Origin of the sequence: Nocardioides kongjuensis (genome assembly GCF_013409625.1) — a bacterium.
GTDB lineage: Bacteria > Actinomycetota > Actinomycetes > Propionibacteriales > Nocardioidaceae > Nocardioides > Nocardioides kongjuensis.
The window spans coordinates 3,548,390-3,569,495 of the sequence record NZ_JACCBF010000001.1; the positions used below are offsets into that span (position 1 = coordinate 3,548,390).

The 21,106-nt window shown below is 73.3% G+C and carries 20 protein-coding genes, 1 tRNA gene and 1 pseudogene; 7 read left to right on the forward strand and 15 right to left on the reverse strand.

Annotation, left to right across the window (positions count from 1 at the left end; all coding sequences use genetic code 11):
• Window positions 1-3: 3 nt before the first annotated feature.
• The 3 genes from BJ958_RS28025 to BJ958_RS17105 form a co-directional block, all read right to left on the reverse strand.
• Window positions 4-414: a winged helix-turn-helix domain-containing protein gene (locus tag BJ958_RS28025; RefSeq protein WP_343052714.1), complete on the reverse strand. Its 411-nt coding sequence runs from the start codon at window positions 412-414 to the stop codon at window positions 4-6.
• Between the two features lie 258 nt (window positions 415-672).
• Window positions 673-3,231, reverse strand: a complete 2,559-nt coding sequence (locus BJ958_RS17100; RefSeq protein ID WP_179728122.1) for a VaFE repeat-containing surface-anchored protein — start codon at window positions 3,229-3,231, stop codon at window positions 673-675.
• 195 nt (window positions 3,232-3,426) lie between these two features.
• A complete protein-coding gene (locus tag BJ958_RS17105; RefSeq protein WP_179728123.1) occupies window positions 3,427-3,759 on the reverse strand; it encodes a hypothetical protein in 333 nt (110 codons plus the stop codon).
• A 92-nt stretch (window positions 3,760-3,851) separates the two neighbouring features.
• Between BJ958_RS17105 and BJ958_RS17110 the strand changes: the two genes are divergently transcribed.
• Window positions 3,852-4,226, forward strand: a complete 375-nt coding sequence (locus BJ958_RS17110) for a hypothetical protein (protein ID WP_179728124.1) — start codon at window positions 3,852-3,854, stop codon at window positions 4,224-4,226.
• Here BJ958_RS17110 and BJ958_RS17115 read toward each other — a convergent pair.
• From BJ958_RS17115 to BJ958_RS17140, 6 genes are all read right to left on the reverse strand, one after another.
• Window positions 4,220-5,815, reverse strand: a complete 1,596-nt coding sequence (locus BJ958_RS17115; protein ID WP_179728125.1) for a sigma-70 family RNA polymerase sigma factor — start codon at window positions 5,813-5,815, stop codon at window positions 4,220-4,222. The genes BJ958_RS17110 and BJ958_RS17115 overlap by 7 nt on opposite strands.
• 226 nt (window positions 5,816-6,041) lie before the next feature.
• Window positions 6,042-7,292, reverse strand: coding sequence for a low temperature requirement protein A (locus tag BJ958_RS17120; RefSeq protein WP_218865823.1), 1,251 nt, complete (start codon window positions 7,290-7,292; stop codon window positions 6,042-6,044).
• Window positions 7,293-7,370: 78 nt separating this feature from the next.
• On the reverse strand, window positions 7,371-8,780 hold the full coding sequence (locus BJ958_RS17125; protein ID WP_343052715.1) for a sensor histidine kinase: 1,410 nt from the start codon (window positions 8,778-8,780) through the stop codon (window positions 7,371-7,373).
• Window positions 8,777-9,463 (reverse strand): response regulator transcription factor, encoded by a 687-nt coding sequence (locus BJ958_RS17130; protein WP_179730231.1) that lies wholly within the window; start codon window positions 9,461-9,463, stop codon window positions 8,777-8,779. Before BJ958_RS17130 ends, BJ958_RS17125 begins: the two co-directional genes overlap by 4 nt.
• A gap of 197 nt (window positions 9,464-9,660) precedes the next feature.
• Window positions 9,661-9,750: transfer RNA gene (locus BJ958_RS17135), tRNA-Ser, on the reverse strand.
• A gap of 54 nt (window positions 9,751-9,804) precedes the next feature.
• Entirely contained in the window at window positions 9,805-10,476 is a 672-nt protein-coding gene (locus BJ958_RS17140) for a hypothetical protein (protein ID WP_179728126.1), read from the reverse strand.
• Window positions 10,477-10,696: 220 nt separating this feature from the next.
• Between BJ958_RS17140 and BJ958_RS17145 the strand changes: the two genes are divergently transcribed.
• On the forward strand, window positions 10,697-11,911 hold the full coding sequence (locus BJ958_RS17145; RefSeq protein ID WP_273518748.1) for a GAF domain-containing protein: 1,215 nt from the start codon (window positions 10,697-10,699) through the stop codon (window positions 11,909-11,911).
• A gap of 4 nt (window positions 11,912-11,915) precedes the next feature.
• On the opposite strand, the gene BJ958_RS17150 is transcribed toward BJ958_RS17145, so the two are convergent.
• The gene (locus tag BJ958_RS17150; protein ID WP_179728127.1) at window positions 11,916-12,362 is read right to left on the reverse strand and encodes a MarR family winged helix-turn-helix transcriptional regulator; all 447 of its coding nucleotides are present in this window, start codon (window positions 12,360-12,362) and stop codon (window positions 11,916-11,918) included.
• Window positions 12,363-12,469: 107 nt separating this feature from the next.
• Between BJ958_RS17150 and BJ958_RS17155 the strand changes: the two genes are divergently transcribed.
• Together BJ958_RS17155 and BJ958_RS17160 are read left to right on the forward strand one after the other, a co-directional pair.
• Complete coding sequence (locus BJ958_RS17155; RefSeq protein ID WP_179728128.1) at window positions 12,470-12,814, forward strand: rhodanese-like domain-containing protein; 345 nt, start codon at window positions 12,470-12,472, stop codon at window positions 12,812-12,814.
• Window positions 12,811-13,374, forward strand: a complete 564-nt coding sequence (locus tag BJ958_RS17160) for a YceI family protein (RefSeq protein ID WP_179728129.1) — start codon at window positions 12,811-12,813, stop codon at window positions 13,372-13,374. Before BJ958_RS17155 ends, BJ958_RS17160 begins: the two co-directional genes overlap by 4 nt.
• Window positions 13,375-13,426: 52 nt before the next feature.
• Here BJ958_RS17160 and BJ958_RS17165 read toward each other — a convergent pair whose 3' ends face one another.
• A complete protein-coding gene (locus BJ958_RS17165; protein WP_179728130.1) occupies window positions 13,427-14,623 on the reverse strand; it encodes an ROK family protein in 1,197 nt (398 codons plus the stop codon).
• A 105-nt stretch (window positions 14,624-14,728) separates the two neighbouring features.
• On the opposite strand from BJ958_RS17165, the pseudogene zwf reads away from it, so the two are divergent.
• The 3 genes and pseudogenes from zwf to eda all read left to right on the forward strand — a co-directional run.
• Window positions 14,729-16,186, forward strand: a pseudogene (zwf, locus tag BJ958_RS17170) (glucose-6-phosphate dehydrogenase); the annotation flags it as partial.
• Complete coding sequence (edd, locus tag BJ958_RS17175) at window positions 16,183-18,033, forward strand: phosphogluconate dehydratase (protein ID WP_179728132.1); 1,851 nt, start codon at window positions 16,183-16,185, stop codon at window positions 18,031-18,033. The pseudogene zwf and the gene edd, both read left to right, overlap by 4 nt.
• Window positions 18,020-18,643, forward strand: coding sequence for a bifunctional 4-hydroxy-2-oxoglutarate aldolase/2-dehydro-3-deoxy-phosphogluconate aldolase (gene eda, locus BJ958_RS17180; RefSeq protein WP_179728133.1), 624 nt, complete (start codon window positions 18,020-18,022; stop codon window positions 18,641-18,643). The genes edd and eda overlap by 14 nt, the downstream gene beginning before the upstream one ends.
• A gap of 3 nt (window positions 18,644-18,646) precedes the next feature.
• On the opposite strand, the gene BJ958_RS17185 is transcribed toward eda, so the two are convergent.
• The 4 genes from BJ958_RS17185 to BJ958_RS17200 all read right to left on the reverse strand — a co-directional run bounded on the left by BJ958_RS17185 (window position 18,647) and on the right by BJ958_RS17200 (window position 21,041).
• Window positions 18,647-19,222 (reverse strand): TIGR03086 family metal-binding protein, encoded by a 576-nt coding sequence (locus BJ958_RS17185; protein WP_179728134.1) that lies wholly within the window; start codon window positions 19,220-19,222, stop codon window positions 18,647-18,649.
• A 31-nt stretch (window positions 19,223-19,253) separates the two neighbouring features.
• A complete protein-coding gene (locus tag BJ958_RS17190; RefSeq protein WP_179728135.1) occupies window positions 19,254-19,721 on the reverse strand; it encodes a nucleoside deaminase in 468 nt (155 codons plus the stop codon).
• Between the two features lie 61 nt (window positions 19,722-19,782).
• Complete coding sequence (locus BJ958_RS17195) at window positions 19,783-20,271, reverse strand: tRNA adenosine deaminase-associated protein (protein ID WP_179728136.1); 489 nt, start codon at window positions 20,269-20,271, stop codon at window positions 19,783-19,785.
• Between the two features lie 167 nt (window positions 20,272-20,438).
• A complete protein-coding gene (locus BJ958_RS17200; RefSeq protein WP_179728137.1) occupies window positions 20,439-21,041 on the reverse strand; it encodes a class F sortase in 603 nt (200 codons plus the stop codon).
• Window positions 21,042-21,106 lie beyond the last annotated feature (65 nt).

The following is a 21,106-nucleotide window of genomic DNA, read 5'->3' on the forward strand; positions in this document are numbered from 1 at the left end:
CGCTCAGCGTGTCTGAGCCGGCGGCGTGTGCGGACCCACCTCGAACCTCAACCCTTGCCCCCGCACTGTCGTGATCAGGTGGGGAGCCCTCGGGTCGTCACCGAGCTTCCTGCGGAGCCAGCCCAGATGGACATCGATGGTCTTGGAGGACGACAGCGTGGGCCAGGTCGTGCTCCACACGTCCCGCATGAGCTGCTCGCGACTCACGACGGCCCCCGCGTTCACCATGAGGCAGTGCAGCAGCCTGAACTCCATCCTGGTGCAACGAACCTCGACACCACCACGCCAGACCTGCCTGGTCCGCGGGTCGACGCGGACACCGTGCACGTCGAGTGCCTCGAGCTGTTCGGACGCCAGCTGCCGGCCCGGTCGGCCATGTCGGTCCGGCTGTTCGATGTCGTGGGTCTGGTTCACGGAGATCGCACCTAGGCCGCTGGGACAGGACAAGTGGGTTGCCGAGGCGCGTGCCGCGCACTCAGCAACCGCCGTCGGGGCGGTGTGCTCCTGGTGGGAACGCAGCAGATCGACTCGGCCCTCGTCGCCGGCGCGACGACACGACGGAGCCATCGCCCGGCCCGTGGCGCAGACCTGGCCCGTCGGCGGTGGCGGAGCACGCCACCGCCGACGGAGTACTGCACAGCGCGTCAGCCGATCGGGACCAGCCGGTCGGGACTAGCCGATCGGGACTGCGGTGACCACGACGTTCTGGTTGTAGTGGAACCCGCCGCCGGAGGTGCGCACCTTGTTCGCGCAGCTGATCAGCACGAGCTCGTGGTCCCCGGTGGTCGAGAAGATCCGCGCCGGCAGCTTCTTGGTTCGCGAGAACCTCTCGACAGCCGTGACCCGGTACTTGATCTTCTTGCCGCCCTGCCACACGGTGACGATCTTGCCCTTGCGGATCTTGGTCAGCTTCCAGAACGCTCCCGGGCGGTCGTGCTCGTCCGACACGTGGCCGGCGATCACGGTGGTGCCGATCAAGTCACCAGCCGCGGCGGACTGCGCGAGCTGGCCGGTACGGGCGACATTGCCGGGCACCGCCATCCTGCCCCGCTTGATACCCACGAGCGACGTCCGGGCATTGACCCCGATGGAGGGGATGCTGATCCGGTCGATCGTGCGACGGCCGGCGCCGTCCCAGCCATCGGTGCTGAAGCCCGTGCTGACCACCGGAACCGCGTACTGGTCCTTGCGCACCAGCGTCGTCTCCGAGACCAGGCCGCAGGCGTGCGTGGCCGCCGTGTTGTGGCTGTCAGCAGTGGTCGAGGCGACCCAGCTGTAGTAGCCGGTGCGGTTCACCTGCACCTGGGGTGTCTCGACGGTGCCGTTGGCGGGCGTGAAAGCCACCGTGGCCACCGCGTTGGTCGGCGTGCAGGTGATCTTGCTGCGCGAGGCGAACGGCCCGTACAGCGTTGCCGAGCCGGTGGCGCCGTGACCGGGGACGAAGCCGGCGATGGTCACCTTGTCGGATACCTGGGCGCCCGGCTTGACCTCGGCGTGCGAGGTCTCCGTCGTCAGCGAGACCTTCCCCGCGGCTCCGCCGCCGGGAGTCGCGGGCTGGACCGTGGTGGTCTCGGCCGCGAGGCCGCAGGCGTGGGTGGCTGCGGTGTTGCGGTCGTCCGCGCTCAGGGTGACCTGCCAGGTGTAGAGGCCCGGTTGGGTCACGGTGATGGTCGGGGTCGAGATCGTCCCGTTCTGCGGGGTGAAGGCGACCGTGCCCACCTGGTTCGCCTCAGTGCAGACGTTGCCGTTCAGGGCGGCGACCGGACCGTAGAGGGTCGCGGAGCCCGTCGCGTTGCCGCCCGGGACGAAGCCGGTGATGGTCACGACGTCGTGCAGGGCCGCGCCGACCTGGACCGTCGCCGCCGAGGCCTGCGTTGTCACGGTCGGCGCTCCCTTGCCGACGCCCACGGTCTGGGCGGTGTCGTTGATGTCGGTGTGCGAGGCCACGACCAGGGTCTGACCGGTCACCTCGAGCGTCTCGAACGCCACCAGCGACTGACCCGCGTACCCGGGCGGAACCGTGAACTCGACATCGACGGTGCCGTTCGCGCTGGCCGGGGTGAACGTCTTCGAGCCGGTGATGCCGGTCGCGGAGCCGTCCGACTTCCTCATCAGCTCACCCGTCACCGTGTACGACGTACCCGGCACCAGGTTCTGGTAGGCGATCGTGTCGACCACCGTGCCGCCACCGGCCGGGATCGTGTGGTCGCCGTCGGCCTTGTCGGTCAGCGTGGTGCCGATCGACGGGGCCGGGGCCGCGGCCCAGCTGACGTCGGCCGAGTCGGTGGTCGTGGCGGTGCTCGGCGCGATCAGGATCAGCGTCTGCGCGTGGTCGCCGGCGGTCGGCGTACCACCGGCGGTGTTGGGCACCGAGATGATGTTGCCACTGCCGCCCGCGCCGTTGGCGGACACGGTGAGCGTGGCGGACCCGGCGGTGGCCGAGCCGCGCAGGTCGAGGTAGACCTGCTGGCCGTCGGTCACGGCAGCCGTGTTGATGGCGGTGCCGGCTGCGTCGGTCACGGTCACGCCCGGATCCACGGAGACGCTGACGGTCGGCTGGTTGGTGCTGATCGTGAACGGGCCGACCAGCGTCCCGGCAACCTGGGCGGCAGCCGGAGCGGCGATGCTCGCCGTGACCGACGGGAAGTCGCCCGGCGTCATGCCACCGCTGGCGTTGGCACCGTCGACGAGGTACCAGTACGCCGTGCCGCCGTCCGCGCTCGAGAAGTTCCATCCGGCGTCGAACCCGAGGTCGGTGTAGCGCCAGATGGCGTACTGGGTCGCCTCGATCGCGTCGTTCACCGTCAGGTTCGGCACGCCTGCGGCCGCGCGGAAGTCCGCCAGGCTCAGGTAGGGGTAGCTGTGCGCCAGCACCCAGAGCACCTTGGCCTGGACCGCGGGCTGGGTGAAGAGATTCGTGCCGAGGTAGTCGGACGGCGCCACGACCTCACCGTCGCGGTACGACTTCGCCGACACGTCGTGCTCGATGCAGTAGCCCCAGTAGTCCGGGGTCCCCGGGTTGCTGGTGTCGGCCGGGGTGTCCTTGAAGATCCCGTGGATCCCGCTTCCTGAGTAGCCCTGCATCTTCGGGCCGACCCACAGGCTGTCCCCCGGCACGACGTCAGCCGACGCCGACGGCGTCCAGGACGGTACGACGACGGCCCCCAGGGCGAGCACCAGGCCCACCACCCAGGTCCGCCACGCACGATGGCTCCAACTCGACTTGCTCACTGATCTGTCCCCTTCATCTCGACGTCGCGACCGGCGCGACCAGCGGGTCGTTCAACATGGATCTGCACGTCTCGTCCGGCCCACTGCCGGGGCCTCACCCCGGTCGCGGAGATCGTGTCCGAACCGGAACGAGCCATGACGGCGAATGCGCTGCAGGCGCGGCCAATTGACACCTGTTCGGGGGTCAGCCGGGGGTCACCCATCCGCGCTCCCCCGACCGTCCGCGAGATGCGGACAGAACGGCGGCAGCAGCGGCGAGACGCGGTAGCTGCGCGCCCCCGCGACCTCGGCGTTGACCCGGCGGTCGTCCTCGAGAGCGCAGAGCGCTGCCTGCGCATCGGCGTACGGCCCCGAGACGTAGGTGTGGCCGGCCTCGGTGATGGCCAGCACGTGTGGCCGGTCGAGGTCGGCGACGCTCTCGCTGATCATGTGGTCGACCAGCAGCTGCAGCGCGGCTCCGGTCGGACGGTCGTCAGCCCGGTGGGGTGACGGGTCGTGCGGCCCTTGGTTCGTGGTGACGGCTCCCATGCCCGGTTGACACCCGTTCGGTCCGGACATGACGCGTTGCGCGAAAAGAGTCCGACCGCGTCAGGAACCAGGCCCTCGTCCGTCTACGAGTCGTGACGAAGCGGGCCGAGATGTACGACGCCATCCGCGCGTGGCCGTGGACCCATCGGGCCGTCACAGCCGCCCAGGCGCTGGCCCTGCACCCGACGGCACTCCAGCTGCGGCGGCTGATGGAGGCACCCGGCCTCCTCGACGACGTCGTGCTGGCCGACGCACTCGGCGTCACGCACGAACGCACGACGACGGCGCTGCTGAGTCCCGGCCTGCGCGACCAGCGCCGGCACGCCCTGCTCCACGTGCACACCGCCCTGGTCGCGCAGCTCGAGCGGGGCTGCGCCGCGGCCGACGTCGCCCGGGCCCTCACCCGTCGCGTGGCTGTCGAGGCCGCTCGCGCCTGGCTGGACGACTCGGCCCGCTGGCCTCACTGACCGGGGTCGGCGTCGGCCGGGCCGGGCGTCGGCACGACGATCGACCGGCTGTTGTTGCCGAGGTCGGCGTCGCGGCCGCCGACATCGGTGATCACGACGGTCAGGTACGTCGTGTACGCGGCCTTGATGTCGATGCTCAGCTGCGTGACCCCCGGGCCGGCCATGACCAGGTCAGCCCACGGGCTGTACGGGGCGCGCGGGGCGCACCGCCCGGCCGCGGCGCCACTCACGCAGTAGCTGGTCGCCCCGACCCCGCCGAGCGCGACGCGGACCGGCTGGCCGTCACCGTCGACCGCGATCGTGACCCGGCGCCAGGCGGGGCCTGACGGCGAGGCGCCCCAGATCGGCGTACCGAGGCGAGGGTCGGTCAGCGGCGGTGACGGCGACTCGGTCGGCGACTCGGTCGGCGACTCGGTCGGCGCCTGTGACGCCGTCGGTGCCTCGGCCGGCGCCTGGAGCGTGGGCGCCTGCAAGGCCGTCGGGCCCGGGTCCCGCTCCAGCCGGTCGAGGCGCCTGCCCTGCGGGACGACCTGCGTCGGCACGACACTGCCGGGCGCCGGGATCGCGGTCGCGAGGGGGTGCGTGGCGTCCGGCGCCGGGTCCCGTGAGGGGGGTGGGGACACCGGCGTCCCCTGGCCGGACGCCACGCTGCTCTCGGTCTGCAGCGGCGTCGCCGGCGCCGCGGTCTCGTGTGGCGCCGGTGCCCGGACCGCCGCCAGCGCGACAGTCGCCACCGCACCCGCGACCGCGGCGGAGGCGACGACGCCGGTCAGCGCCTTGCCGAACGAACCGCTGACGAACGCGCCGATCCCGCCGGTGGCCGTCGCGCCGGTCGCGCCCACCGCTCCGGAAGCGGCGATCGCCAGGGCGAGGGGGGCGAGCAGCGCGCTGACGTCGCGGCGCGCCTCGCCGAGCTCGAGGATCGCGAGCGGGCAGGCGCGGCACGACTGCAGGTGCCGGTCGACCGCCTCACGGCGAGCGCGAGTCAGGTTCCCGTTCACGTACCCCGGCAGGTGGTCGACGATCTTGCGGCACTCGTCGGAGTCGGAGGACCGGGCGTACTGGGCAAGGTAGGCGTCGGCGAGCCCGCGTCGGGCACGCATGGCGAGGGCCGCGACGGCATTGGGCCGGATGCCGAGCAGCTCGCCGACCTCGTCGTGCGGGACCCGGTCGACCTCGCACAGCCAGAGCACCTGCTGCCACCGGGCCGGCAGCGCCGCGAAGGCGTCGCGCACGACGCTGCTCGTGAGGTGCTGTCCCGACGTGTCGTCCGTGACGAGCAGCGGGATCAGGTCGCTGGGCTCGGTCACCTGCTCGCGGCTGCGCCCACGCAGCCGGTTCACGGCGACGTTGTGGACGGTCACGCTGAGGTAGGGCCGGAAGGTCGTCGTCGGCCCGCGGCCGCCCTTGATGATCGCGAAGATCCGCTCGAAAGCCTCGGCGACGACGTCCTCCGCGTCCCGGTCGCCGACGACCCGCCGGGCAATGGCGTGCGCGTAGCCGCGGTGGCGGACGAACAGGATGCCGAACGCGGTCTCCTCCCCCTGACGAACCCGCTCCAGCAGCTCTTCCTCGGACTGGTGCTCCATTGCTCTCCCCGGGCCGACGACCCCACCGCTGCGCGGCAGGGTTCACCGACCCACCCCGATCGGCCGACGGCCGGACGACTTCGATGAACGAACGGGCTTCTCACCACCGCACGCGGGGAGCCACTCGCCAGTGGTGATGCACCCATCCCGCATCACGGTAGGTCGGAGGTCCCGGTCCGCGGAGGCGAGTTGGAGGACATCGCGGGAAATGCCCCCCGAACGGGGGTCACGCTCCCGCCTCCTCCACGACGGCGGCGTCGCGGCGGAACCCGGTCGTCTCGTACCCGACGACGCTCACCCACGGCGCGAGGGACAGCACGAGCAAGCACCAGACCAGCTCCACGTCGGCCGCCGCCATGACCAGCGCGATCCCGATGACCACCGCAGTGAGGAGCAGCAGCACGACGTGGAGCCGGTCGAAGGTCCGGGTGAGCGACGAGTAGCCGGCGTGGAGGAGCAGCGTGTAGAGCGACACCGGGATCGCGACGGCGAGCACCGTGCCGACCAGGCCCAGGTGGGTGGCGTGATCGAGGTACGTCGCCCCGCCGTGCAGGCCGGCACCGACCGCGACGATGCTGCCGAAGACCGCGAGGTGGCCGTAGCCGAAGCCGAAGGAGCGCTCCCGGTGCGCGTGCAGGATCGCGCCGGCCGGGGCGGCGAAGTAGCTCCACCAGATGCCGAAGGTCAGTGCCGTACCCGCCAGCGCGAGGAGTCCGACCTCCCAGCTCAGAGCGTCCTCGGCCAGCACGTTGATCGACGCCATCGTCCCGATCAGGCCCTCGCCCAGCGCGATGATGACCATCAGGCCGTAGCGCTCGGCGATGTGGTGCGGGTGCCAGGGGGTGCCGGCGAGCCGGGTCTCGGCGTACACCGGACCGCAGAGCTCGATGAGGAACGGGACACCCAGCAGGACGAAGGTGGCAGCCACCGGGACGTCGACCAGCGCGAGCACGACCCACAGCACCTGGGCCGCCAGGATCGACAGCAGGTAGGTGCCCACCACGTCGCGCCGACCCCGGTCGTGGGAGCCGGCACGCCACCACTGCAGGACCATCGCGATCCGCATGACGACGTAGCCGGCCACCATCACGTCGAGGTCGAGGGTGTCGTGGTGCTCGGTGACGGAGGCGAACATCGGCTTGAGGCCGAGGGCGAGGACCAGCACGCCGACCATCTGGAGCATGGTGGTGAGGCGGTAGAGCCAGTCGTCGGTGTCGTACGCCGACGCGAACCAAGTGAAGTTGATCCACGCCCACGAGATGGCGAAGGTCGCGAAGCAGAACGCGACGACACCCGCGCCCACGTGGCCGTGAGCCAGGGCGTGCGCGAGCTCGCTCGCCGCCGCGCCGAAGGCGACGGCGAAGGTGAGGTCGAACAGCAGCTCCAACGGACTGGACACCCGGTTGCTCTCGTGGGGGTCGCGGCCGAGCATCCGGCGGCTGCGGTGGCGGACGTTGGGTGCGGCGCTCTCCGACATGCGGCGCAGGCTAGGGCGATCCGCGGTCGCCGTGGCGCGCGGAGCCCGAGAAGGGCGTCGCGGCGGGGCGAGGCGTGATCAATCCGTGACCTGCGCCTCCGGCAGCAGCACGGTGACCGTCAGACCGGTGCCGTGGTCGCACGGGAGGTCGCTCGCCCCGGGCGGTCGCAGCACGTGCTGTCCGGCCTGGCACAGCCGCAGCTGGCCACCGGCCCGCTCGGTGAGTCCGGCGACCAGCGCGAGACCGAGCCCGGCGCCGGTGCGGGAGCGGGCCTCCTCGGCGCGGGTGAACCGCTGGGTGGCGGTCGCGAGCAGCGCCGGCGGCATGCCGGGACCGGCGTCGCTGACCGCGAGCCGCACCCAGCCCGCGGCCGGTCGGTCGACGACCAGGCGGACCGGTGGAGCGCCGTGCCGCGCCGCGTTGTCGAGCAGGTTGGCCAGCACCCGTTCGACCTCGTGGTCGGCCAGGCCGACCGGAGCCGTGGGCGCGAGCAGCTCGACCTCCCAGCCCGCGGCCCCGGCCGGGTCCGCGACCCGGCGCTCCTCGACCACTCGCGTGACGACCTGCGCCAGGTCGCTGCGGCTCCCACCGGCCGGGTCGGCGCCCACGTGGAGCAGCTGGTCGGCCAGCCGCGCCAGCCGGTCGAGGTCGATGGCGAGCTCACCGAGGATGCGCTCGTGCTCCTCGACGGTGCGCTGGCGGCGACGGGCGAGCTGGATCCGCCCGGTGAGCAGGGTGAGCGGGGTGCGCAGCTCGTGGCTGGCCTCGGCGACGAACTGGCGCTCCCGTTCCAGGGCCCGCTCCAGGCCGGCGAGCATGTCGTTGAAGGTGTGCCCGAGGCGGGTCACCTCGTCGTCGCGACCGACCGGCACCTCGAGGCGCAGGTCGGCCGCTCCGGCCGCGATCGCCGCGGCCTGCTGGCGGTACCGCTCCACCGGACGCAGCGCGGCGCGGGCCAGCCGGTCACCGACGAACGCGGTGACCAGCAAGGTGCCGAGGCCCGCGACGACGAGCTGCAGCATCAGCTCGCGCAACGCCTCGTCCTCGCGGTCGCGGCGTACTCCCACCAGCAGCCGGCGTTGGTGCGCGAGGCCGACCGCCCGGATCCGGTACGACGCCCACCCGGTCGAGAGCCGCGCCTCGACGTCGTGCTTGCCGAAGCCGGAGGAGACGAGCATCGGCGTCGTGCCTGCCGGTCCGCCGCGGTCGAGGACCGTCCCGGCGGGGTCGAGCACCTGCCAGGCGAGACCGACCGCCTCGGCGGCGTCACGGTCACGGGCCATCCCGTCGTCCCCGACGAGCGGGGCGAGCGTGCTGACCCCGTGGGCGAGCTCGGTGTCGAGGGCACGGTCGAGGGCGAAGTCGACGCGCCAGTAGACGAACGCTCCGGCAGCGACCAGCACGACGAGCGTCGCGACCGAGAATCCCGCGACCAGCCGGGCCCGCAGCGGCCAGGAGCGGGGTCGCGCCAGGCGGGCCGGGTTCACAGGTCCCGGTCCGGCGGGTCGAGCCGGTAGCCGACGCCGCGCAGGGTCGTGATCGTGCGGGTGCCGAACGGCCGGTCGATCTTGGCCCGGATCGCAGCGAGGTGGACGTCGATCACGTTGCTGCGCAGGTCGGTCTCGCCGTCCCACACCTCGTCGAGGATCGTCAGCCGGGTGACGACCTGGCCCGCGTGTGCCGCGAGCAGGTGGAGGATGTCGAACTCCCGTGCCGAGAGCGTGACCTCCTCACCGGCGCGGGTCACCCGCCGCGAGCCCGGGTCGACGACCAGGTCGCCCACCTGGACCGGCGCCCGGCCGGTCAGGCTGTTGCGGCGGTACAGCGCCCGCAGCCGGGCGAGCAGCTCGTCGAGGTCGAACGGCTTGGGCAGGTAGTCGTCGGCACCGGCGTCGAGGCCCTCGATCCGGTCCCGCACCTCGCCGCGTGCGGTCAGCATCAGGATCGGCGTCACCAGGCCGAGGCCGCGGAGCTGGCGCGCCACGCTGAGCCCGTCCTTGCCGGGCAGCATCCAGTCGAGCAGCGCGACGTCGTACTCCGAGCCGGCGAGGAGCCGCTCGTACGCCGTACGTCCGTCGTGGACGACCTCCACGTCCCAACCGGCCTCGCTCAGCGACTCGTCGAGCAGGTCGGCCAGACGCACGTCGTCCTCGGCGACCAGTACGCGCATCACGGCTCCACGGTAGTGGGCCGGTACCCGCGCCGGAGGCGACCGCGCAGGTGGCAGCCGACGAAGGCGCCGACCGCGCCGGCGAGGTGGGCGAGCAGGCGCTCGACGAGCCCGGTCATGTGCCGACGGTAGGCAGGACCGGATGAAGGAAGGATGAACGGAAGAACCCCCGCCGGGATCCGGCGGGGGTTCTTCGCTGGCGGTGACGGAGGGATTTGAACCCTCGGTGGACTTGCGCCCACAAACGCTTTCGAGGCGTTCTCCTTAGGCCGCTCGGACACGTCACCGCGGGAGACATTACCGGAGCGCCAGCGAGGGTCCGAAATCCGGGTGGGGGCCGGTCAGCTGATGGTGACGGTCCCGCCACCGGAGGGTGCGTAGGCGACGGTGAGCTCGCGGGACTGGACGACCGAGCCGGTGCCGGCCTCGGTGGTGAGCAGCGTGACCGTGTGCGGGCCGGCGGCGACCGGTACGACGGTGGTGACGGCACCGGGGACGGTGACGCCGGGGGCGACGAACTCGAGGTGGTGGACGGGAGTGGCGCGGCGGCCGTCGACGACGACGCGGTAGAGCACGTTGCCGAAGCCCGCGTTGCCCGCCTCGTCCTCGGCCTCGAGCGTGCCGGTGACCTGCAGGAAGCCCTTCTCGGTGGTGAAGGTGGCGGTGGCCTGGACCCCGTCGTTGGCCGAGGCCGAGGCGGGCTGGTCGCCGCCGGCTGCCCACACGCCGGCCTCGTCGGCCAGGTCGCTGCTGGAGAGCGAGCCGTCCGCGACGTCGCCGCCGGTGAGCGAGCCGTCGCCCACGTCGGCGCCCGTGAGCGAGCCGTCGCCGACGTCCGCGCCGGCGACGGAGCCGTCACGGAGGTCGCGGCCGGTGAGGCTGCCGTTCTTGACCTGGGCGCCGGTGACCATGGTGCCGGCGACCGCACCGCCGGCGCTGCCGAGGACGGCGACGGCGACGAGGGCAGCGAGGCCGGCCGGACCGGTGCGGGCGGCGAGACGACGGGGGTTCATGACTGTTCTCCTGGGCTCTCGATGAGGGGACGGGCAGGACGCTAGGCACCCGCGGGCGGGCGGAGAAGGCCTTCGGGCGCGGTCAGGACGCGCGGACGCGAAGTCGGGACGGCCGTCCTCCCGCCGGCCGGGACGCGCGTCCCGGAGGGCGTGCAACCTGGATGCAACCTCTGTGCGTCATCGTCGTGCGCAGAGACGCTCGTCACATGGGAGAGACGCCGTGGCCACAGCCGTGATGGACAACCGCTCGCGCGGCATGCGCGCCGAGGTCGCCGCGTCCTGGGAGCGGTCCGCCGCCGCGGGCGTCGACGTGACCCAGCGCGAGGCGCCGATCGCCCTCGAGACCCCGGACCTGCGCGGGCAGCGCGAGGCGCACGCCCTGGCCCGGGTGTTCCCGCTGCTCGACGACGTGCTCGGGCGCGAGGTGCGCGACTGCGGCGCGGTGATGGCACTGGCCGACGCGGAGGGCACCCTGCTGTGGGTCTGCGGTACGCCGGAACGGCTGCGCGAGGCGGAGCGGATCGGCTTCGTGGAGGGGAGCAACTGGGACGAGCGGCTGGCCGGGACCAACGCACCCGGGCTGGCGCTCGCCACCGGCCGCGACGCGATCATCACCCGCGACGAGCACTTCCGCTCGGCGGTCCGCTCCTGGAGCTGTGCCGCGACGCCGATCCACGACCCGGGCACCAGCCGCGTGCTCGGGGTGCTCGACGTGACGGGTGGCGACGCGCTCGTCGTACCGCAGACGATGGCGATGGTGCGCGCCGCGGCTCGCCTGGCCGAGGCCGAGCTGGCCCGCCAGGCGCCGCCGCCCGCACGGGGCGACCGCGACACCGGGCTGCGGATCGTGCTGGAGCTGCTCGGCCACGACGAGGCCCTGGTGAGCGTCGACGACGGCCGCGGCAAGCTCTCCCGGCTGCGCCTCTCGCGCCGCCACAGCGAGATCCTGGCCCTGCTCGCCTGCTCCCCGGCAGGCCTGTCCGGCGACGAGCTCGGCGTGCTGCTCTACGAGGAGGACGGCGGCACGTCGACCCTGCGCGCCGAGCTCAACCGGCTGCGCGGCCTGCTCGGTGACGAGCTGCTCGCCTCACGCCCCTACCGCCTCACGGCGCCGGTCACCGGCGACTGGCTCGCGGTCGAGGCCCAGCTCGCGGCGGGTGACCTGCGCAGCGCGATGCGGGGGTACGGCGGACCGGTGCTCCCCCGCTCGACCGCACCGGGCGTCGTCCGGCTGCGCGAGTCGCTGGCCGCCTCCCTGCGCCAGGCACTGCTGCGCTCGGGCGCACCCGACCTGATGTCGACCTGGACCCGATCGGGCTGGGGACGCGACGACTACGACATGTGGCTGGCCCAGCGGTCCGTCGTACCGGCGGCGTCGCCGATGCGCGCGCTGGTCGAGGGACAGATCGCCCGCCTGGACGCCGACCTGCTCTGAGGGACTACTCCTCCGCCGCGACGACCTTGCCGAGCGCGCGGGTGAGCGCCGCGACCTCGGTCGCGGTCAGGTGCCGCGCGAAGTGGTCCTCGATCGCGGAGAGGTACGACGGCGCCGCGGCCCGCAGCCGCTGACGACCGGCGGCGGTGATCGTCGCGTACGACGACCGCTTGTCGTCCGGGTTGGGGACCCGCTCGACCAGACCCGCGCGCTCGAGCTCGCTGACGACGCGGCTGATCTGCTCGCGGCTCAGCACCGCCGCGGCGCCGAGGTCGGACATCCGCAGCCGGCGCTCCGGTGCGGCGTTGAGCACCAGCAGCACGTCGTACCAGGAGATCTGCAGACCGGCGGCGGCGACCGCCCGCCCGAGCTTGGGGACGACGGCCGCGTGCGCGCGCAACAGCGCGGCCCATGCGGTGACGCCCGGTTCGTCCTGCGGTGTGCGTGCCATGGACCCATCGTAGAACTACGTGCGTGCACACGCACCTTGACAGCGGGAATCCTCAGGAGCAATCATGTGCGTGCACACGCACATAACTACTCGAAGGAGAACCCCCCATGGTCAAGGACCTCACCGGCACCGAGCTCGTCGAGCTCATCGACAGCGGCCACCCGCTCACGCTGGTCGACGCCCTGCCGGAGTCGTACTACAACCAGGCCCACCTCCCGGGCGCGATCAACCTGGTCGAGCCGGACGTCGCCACCCGCGCGGCCGACGTCCTGCCCGACCGCGACCGGACGGTCGTGACCTACTGCTCCAACCGCGCGTGCGGCAACAGCGGTGCGGTCGCCCGCCGGCTCGAGCAGCTCGGCTACACCGACGTCCGCACCTACCCGGACGGGATCCAGGACTGGGTCGAGTCGGGCCGCCCGGTGGAGACGGGCCAGGAGGTGTCGGCATGAGCGCCACCGACGTCACCACGCACGCACTCCCGACGCCCGGACGCTGGGAGATCGACCCGGGTCACGCCGACGTCGCCTTCACCGGCCGGCACTTCATGGTCACCAAGGTCCGGGGCCGGTTCACCGACGTCACCGGCAGCCTGACCGTCGCCGAGGACATCACGCAGTCGCAGGTCGACGTCGTGATCGGCATGGCGAGCGTCAGCTCGGGCAGCCCGGACCGCGACGAGCACCTGCGCTCGGCCGAGCTGTTCGACGTCGAGGCCTTCCCCCGGACCACCTTCCGCAGCACCGCGGTCGCGTGGGGCGAGGGCCGCAACGGCACCGTCACCGGCGACCTGACCATCCACGGGGTGACCCGCTCGGTGGACCTGGCGGTGCGCTTCGAGGGCCAGGTGCGCGACCCGTGGGGCGGCGTACGCGCGGTGTTCTCGGCCTCGACCCGGGTCAACCGCGAGGACTTCGGCATCACCTGGAACGTGGTGCTGGAGGCCGGGGGCCTGCTCGTCAGCAAGGACATCGAGATCACCATCGACGTCGAGACCGTGCTCGCCTCCTGACGGTCGCGCCCACGCCGCCGGCCGGGAGGACCCTCCCGGCCGGAACGCGGGATCAGCCGCTGGGGCGCGCCGCGTTGCGCAACCGGGCATCGACGGCGACCGGGCTGAGCACCTCGTCGAGCGCCAGGGCGGCGCACCCGACGAGGCCGGCCCGGTCGCCGTAGGTCGCCGGGAGGAACTGCAGCTCGCGGGTCGCCAGTGCGGACGACCGGGCGTAGACCGCCTCGCGCACGCCGGCGGCGTAGACGTCGTAGGCGGCCGCCATGTCGCCGCCGAGCACGACCGCGCGCGGGTTGAGCAGGTTGATGGCGACGGCCAGCAGCTCGCCGACCATCCGGCCGCTCTCGCGCAGCAGCTGCTTGGCCTCGGGGTCGCCGGCCAGGGCGTGCGCGACGAGGTCGCGCACGTGCTCGACCTCGCGGCCCTCCTCACGCAGCCTCGCGACGAGCGCCCAACCGGCGGCGATGGTCTCCAGGCAGCCGACGTCGCCGCAGCGGCAGGGCCGGCCAGCGGCCTCGGGCACCTTGGTGTGACCGATCTCCCCGGCCGCGCCGAGCGCACCGGTGACGATCCGGCCGTCGGCGACGACACCGAGGCCCAGGCCGGTGGAGGCCTTGAGCACGAGCAGGTCGCGGGCCTGCGCGACGTGGCCGAGGTACTCCGACCGAGCCAGGATGTCGGCGTCGTTGGCCAAGAAGAGCGGGGCGTCCGTGACCGAGGCGAGGTACGGCGCCAGCGCGATGCCGTCCCAGCCGGCCATGACCGGCGTGTCCACGCTGACCCCGCGCTCGGTGTCGACCGCACCGGGCAGCGAGAGGCCGATGCCGAGCACGGGCGGGGTGTCCGTGCCGATCAGTCGCGCGAGCTGGTCGGCGACGCCCGGCATCACCAGGTCGGGTCCGGCGCCGACCTCGTGGTCGACGGCGGAGGCGGCCAGCTCGGTGCCGCCCAGGTCGAAGACGGCGACCTGCGAGCGGGACCGGCCGACCGCGACGGCCAGGACGGTGCCGGCGTCGGCGGCGAGCTCGAGGCTGCCGGGCGGACGGCCGCCGGTGGAGGCGAGGTCGGCGCCGACCCGGAGCAGCCCCGCCTCGCCGAGCGCGCTCACCCGCGCGACGACCGCCGTGCGGGACAGGCCGGTGAGCCTGACCAGGTCGGCACGGGTCGAGGCGCGCCCGGCGCGCACCAGCGCGAACAGCTCGCCCGCCGTCGCCGTGTCACGACCGACCGGCTGTCGCACCTCCGTCATGCCTGCAGACTCTAAACCTGCCCCACTTTGTTCCGAAAAAGTCATAAGCATGACTTTCGGAAGACGCTCTTGCGCACTACCGTTGCACAGGTGACCGCACCCGACCTCGTGCTTCCCCCTTGCGACTTCACCGTGTTCGGCGGCACCGGCGACCTGGCCCTACGCAAGCTGCTGCCCGGCCTCTACGAGCAGGAGCGTCGCCGTCAGCTGCCGGCCGGCACCCGGATCATCGGTGTCTCCCGCAGCCCGCTCGACGACGCCGGCTACCGCGACCTCGTCACCCGTGCCCTCTTCGAGCACGTCGCCGAGGACCACCTCGAGGCCGGCGCCCTGCACCGGCTGACCGCCCGCCTGCACCACCTCACCCTCGACGTCGGCTCCGCCGAGGGCTGGGACCGGCTGCACGGGCTGCTCAAGGACCGCCCGGACCGTCCTGCCGGTGAGGAGGCGACCCGGATCCACTACCTCGCCGTCGCCTCCGGCCTGTTCGGCCCGATCTGCGACCGGCTCGACGACCTCGGCCTGGTCACCCCGCAGTGCCGCGTCGTCCTCGAGAAGCCGATCGGCGCCGACCTCGCGTCGTCGCGACAGGTCAACGACGCCGTCGGCCGGGTCTTCGAGGAGCGGCAGATCTTCCGCATCGACCACTACCTGGGCAAGGAGAGCGTGCAGAACCTGCTCGTCACGCGGTTCGCCAACGTCTTCCTCGAGCCGATCTGGAACTCCCGCTGGGTCGACCACGTGCAGATCACCGTCGCCGAGACCCTCGGCGTCGGTGACCGCGGCGGCTACTACGACCAGGCCGGCGCGCTGCGCGACATGGTCCAGAACCACCTCCTGCAGCTGCTCTGCCTGGTCGCGATGGAGCCACCCTCGTACGTCGGTGGAGATGCCCACGACGCCGTCCGTGACGAGAAGCTCAAGGTGCTGCGTGCTCTCGCCCCGCTCACCGGCGACGACGTCGACCGGGCGACCGTGCGCGGCCAGTACACGACGTACGGCACCGAGCTCGGGCACCCCAGCACCACCGAGACCTTCGTCGCGCTGCGCGCGGAGGTGCAGAACTGGCGGTGGTCGGGGGTGCCGTTCTACCTGCGCACCGGGAAACGCCTGGCCCGCCAGGAGTCGACGATCGAGGTCGTCTTCAAGGAGCCGCCGCACGCGATGTTCCCCGACAGCGAGGGCGTCACGACGCCCAACCGGCTGACCATCCGGATGCAGCCCGACGAGGGCATGCAGCTGCACCTGACCGCCAAGCACCCCGGGCCCGGCGGGATCCGGCTGCACCCGGCGTCCCTCGACCTGAGCTGGGCCGAGGCCTTCGACGAGCGCAGCCCGGAGCCGTACGAGCGGTTGCTCCGCGACGTGATGCGCGGCGTCCCGACCCTGTTCATGCGCCGCGACGAGGTCGAGGCCGCGTGGGGCTGGGTCGAGCCGATCCTCGCGCGCTGGCACGAGGCCGGCGTCGAACCCGTCCGCTACCACCCCGGCACCGAGGGACCGGCCGCCGCCGAGCGACTGCTGGCCCGGGACGGCCGCACCTGGCAGGAAGGCACCCGATGAACGACCTCCACCCCGTCCTGGCCGACGTCACGCAACGCCTCGTCGAGCGCAGCGCCGCCACCCGGTCGGCGTACCTCGACCGGGTCCGGGCGGCCGCCGTCCGCGGCCCGGCCCGCGGTCGGCTCGCGTGCGCCAACCTCGCACACGGATTCGCCGCCGCCGAGGGCAGCGCGAAGACCGAGCTCGCCCGCGGACAGAAGCCCAACCTGGCGATCGTCACCAGCTACAACGACATGCTCTCCGCGCACCAGCCCTACGGGGCCTACCCGCCCGTGCTCAAGGACGCGGTGATCCGCGCCGGCGGGCTGGCGCAGGTCGCCGGCGGCGTGCCCGCGATGTGCGACGGCATCACCCAGGGCCGCGACGGCATGCAGCTCTCGCTCTACAGCCGCGACGTGATCGCGATGTCGACCGCGATCGCGCTCTCCCACGACATGTTCGACGCGGCGCTGCTGCTCGGCGTCTGCGACAAGATCGTGCCCGGCCTGCTGATCGGCGCGCTGTCCTTCGGGCACCTGCCGACCGTCTTCGTGCCGGCCGGGCCGATGACGTCCGGGCTGCCCAACGGCGAGAAGGCCCGGGTCCGCCAGGCGTACGCCGAGGGGAAGGCCGGGCGCGAGGAGCTGCTCGAGGCCGAGGCGGCGTCGTACCACTCGAAGGGGACGTGCACCTTCTACGGCACCGCCAACTCCAACCAGCTGCTGATGGAGGTGATGGGCCTGCACCTGCCGGGCTCGTCCTTCGTCAACCCGGACACGCCCCTGCGCGAGGCGCTCACCCGGGAGGCGGCCGCGGTGGCGGTGCGCCGGGCGGCCGACGCCGCTCCGGGGATCGGCGAGCTGGTCGACGAGAAGGTCGTGCTCAACGCCTGCGTCGCGCTGCTCGCCAGCGGAGGATCGACCAACCACACGCTGCACCTGGTCGCGATCGCCCGCGCTGCGGGGATCCTGCTGACCTGGGACGACCTCGCGGACCTGTCGGCCGTCGTACCGCTGCTGGCGCGGGTCTACCCCAACGGCGCCGCCGACGTGAACCACTTCCACGCCGCCGGCGGGATCGGCTTCCTGGTGCGGACCCTGCTCGACGCCGGCCTGCTGCACGAGGACGTCGAGACGATCGCCGGGCCCGGGCTGCGGCGCTACACCGCGGAGCCCGTCCTCGTCGACGGCGAGCTGTCGTGGCGGCCCGGCCCGACGTCGAGCCTCGACCTCGACGTGCTGCGGCCCGCCGCCGCGCCCTTCTCGGCCGACGGCGGCGTGAAGGTCGTGCGCGGACCGATCGGGACCGGGGTGGTGAAGACGTCGGCCGTCGCGGTCGAGCACCGCACCGTCTCCGCACCGGCCCGGGTCTTCGACGACCAGCACGACTTCCTGGCCGCCTTCGCCGCCGGCGAGCTGGACGGCATCGACCTGGTCGCGGTGATCCGCTACCAGGGGCCCGCCGCCAACGGCATGCCCGAGCTGCACAAGCTGACCCCGGCGCTCGGGGTGCTGCAGGACCGCGGGCAGAAGGTCGCGATCGTGACCGACGGCCGGATGTCCGGCGCCTCGGGCAAGGTCCCCGCCGCCATCCACGTCACCCCCGAGGCCGCCCTCGGCGGTCCGCTCTCCCGGGTCCGCGACGGCGACGTGATCACGCTCGACGCCGATGCGGGGCTGCTGACCGTCACCGCCGACCTGGCCGGACGCCCGGCCGAGGGCTCCGCAGCGGCGGGCGAGGCCTGGGCCGGGACCGGCCGCGAGCTGTTCGCCGCGTTCCGTGCCACGGTCGGCCCGGCCGACCAGGGCGCCTCGATCTTCCCCGTCCCCGCTGCTGCTTCCCCGGAGGTTCCCCTTGTCCGCGCCTGAGTCCGCGCTCGACCTGGTCCCCGTGCTCCCGGTCGTCGTCATCGACGACCTGGCGACCGCCGTACCCATCGCCCGTGCGCTCGTCGACGGCGGGCTGCCCGCGATCGAGCTCACCCTGCGCACGCCGGCGGCGCTCGACGCGATCCGCCTGATCGCGGCCGAGGTGCCCGAGATCGCGCTCGGCGCGGGCACGATCGTCACGCCCTCCCAGGCGTCGGCAGCGGTCGCCGCAGGCGCGGGCTTCCTGGTCTCCCCCGGCTGCACCCCCGCGCTGCTGGCGGCGATGCAGGACACCGGCGTGCCCTTCCTGCCCGGCACCTCGACCGTCTCCGAGGTGATGTCCGTGCTCGAGGCCGGCGTGACGGAGATGAAGTTCTTCCCCGCCGAGGCGGCCGGCGGGGCGCCGTACCTGCGCGCGGTCTCCGGCCCCCTCCCCCAGGCCCGGTTCTGCCCGACCGGCGGCGTCACGCCCGCGTCGGCGCCCGGCTACCTGGCCCTGCCCAACGTCGGCTGCGTCGGAGGCTCGTGGCTCACCCCAGCCGACGCCGTGGCCGCCGGGGACTGGGAGCGGATCAGCAAGCTCGCCGCGGAGGCCGCCGCGCTGCGGTGATCGTCAGGCGCGGCGGCCGAGGAGGGCCAGCAGCTCGACCAGCGGGGTCGCGCCGTCCGGCACGGGCAGCACCGGGCCGAAGGCCGGGCCCCGCTCGGCGGCCGCCTCGGGCGTCGAGAACGGGCGGGCGAAGGCGAGGCAGGCGGCGACATCGGTGTCGCTGGCCGCGAAGGGCCGCCCGAGGGCGGTGGCGAGGTCCCAGCCGTGGACCACGACCTCGTTGAGGGCGACGGCCGCAGCGACGTCACCGGGCAGGTCGAGGCCGCCAGCGGCGGTCATCCCGTCGTACGCCGCCGGGTCCCGCCACGCGTCGGCGAGCTGCCCGAGGTCCGACGCGATCCGCTCGCGCCAGCCGTCCTCCAGCCGGGAGGCGTCACCGCTGCCGCCCTGCTCCGAGCCGGGCGCGGGCGACTTCCGGGCCGCCTCGGTGAAGGCCCGGGCGAGGCCGCCGACGTGGTCGACGAGGTCACCGACGGAGTAGGCCGGGCACGGGGTCGGGAGGGTGAGCTGGTCGTCGCTCACCGAGGTCACCAGATCGCGCAGCGTGGCGGTGGCGGGTCCGAGATCGAGGGGGGTCATGACCGGTACCGACTCCTCGACCGCCACGGACTCATCGGCGCTGGGAGGCGAAGAAGCCGTCGAGCAGCGCGACCGACTCGTCGGCGAGCACCCCGGCGAGGACCTCGGGGCGGTGGTTGAGCCGGCGGTCGCGTACGACGTCCCACAACGAGCCGACGGCGCCGGCCTTGTCGTCGTACGCACCGAACACGACCCGGTCGACCCGGGACAGGACGGCCGCACCGGCGCACATGGTGCACGGCTCGAGGGTGACCACGAGGGTGCAGCCGGTGAGGCGCCACTCGCCCCGGGCGGCCGCTGCCTCCCGCAGGGCGACCACCTCGGCGTGGCCGGTCGGGTCGGCGTCGCGCTCGCGGACGTTGCGGCCCGTGCCGAGGACGACGCCGTCGTCGGACACGACGACGGCACCGATGGGCACGTCACCCGTGGCGAGGGCGGCGGCGGCCTCGGCGAGAGCGGCGCGCATCGGCTCCTCCCAGCGGGCGAGCGGTGCGCTCATGCGGGGTCCCCGACGAGTTGTTCGGCGCAGCGGAGCGGGGGAGAAGAACTCGGTGGGGTGTTCACGCGGAGGTCAGGCCGACGGTGTCGTCGAAGAGGTCGCCGAAGCCGAGGCCGCGGGCGATCTCGGAGAGCATCTCGTCGGGGTACAGCTCGTCGTCGTCGAGGATCGCGGCGAGGTCCATCGCGTCGACGCCGAGGTCGCTGAGCAGCTCGAGGTCGCCGGCGGGCTCGGGGTCGTCCTCGTCCTCGACCGGCGGCAGGCCGAGGTGCTCGAGCACGACAGCGGCCACCTCCCACTCGGTCGCGGCGGTGATGTCGGAGAGCATCACCCGGGTGCGTGGCCCGGTGACGCGGACGACCACGAAGAAGTCCTCCTCGACCGCGACCAGGCCCACGGCCCCACCGTCACCGGGGAAGCGCCGCAGCGCAGCGGCGAGGGTCTCGACGTCGGTGGCGTGGTCGGGCGACAGCTCGGCCACCTGCCACACGCCCTCCTCGCGGTAGGCGGCGAGGGCGAAGTCCACCGATTCGATGGCCGTGGCGGTCATGCGTCAAGCGTGGCACGGGACCGGTCACAGGACCAGAGGGTTTCCGCTCCGACGACATCCAGCCCGGACTCGGCCGAACGACCTGCGTCCACGGGTCGCCGCGCCCGCTCGCTCGGCGAGGTCGACGCCCGCCGGACCGCCGGTCCCCACTCGGCGGCTCGTGCGGCTCATCCAGCGACGCCACCGTCCGCGACCGGGGTCGCGTACCAGACGGTGCGGTGGGTCCACCGGCCCGGACCGAGGCGCGTGCCCGAGCACACCACGATGACGAGCTGCTCGGGTCCCCACCAGCGGAAGGCCTTCCTGCGCGGGACCTTCGCGGCGCCGTACTCCTTGCGCTGGGTGACCTGGTAGCAAGCCACCGCGGAGCCGTTGCCGAGCTCGAGGCGGTCCCCCGCGCGCAGCGAGCGCAGCAGCGCGTTGCCGAGCGCGGAGCCGTCGGGCCAGGTGTGCGCGGCCATGATCACGGTGCCCTCGCCGTCGCCGGGCAGGGCCTGCGGGTCGAGGCCCATCAGCCACTTGCCGCGCTTCGAGACCGGCGGGGTGCCGACCGCCCCGGACGCGGTACGACGCACACGGACCACTCGCGCGGAGCGACCGATCGCCGGGATGCTCGCCGTCGAGGGGTGGAACGGGGCAGGAGGGCTCACACACGCCCGGGCTGCACGGGACGGCGGGGCGGGCGCATCGGCCGACGCGCCGGGCACGACGGCACCGGCGAACGCGACGGTGAGGACCGCAGCGGCGGCGGTACGGCGGGCGCGGCTCACGTCGGGTCCTCGCTTCTCGAGCAGGGGGAGGGAAGGCCAAAGCGATCCCAAGGATCGGCACGGAC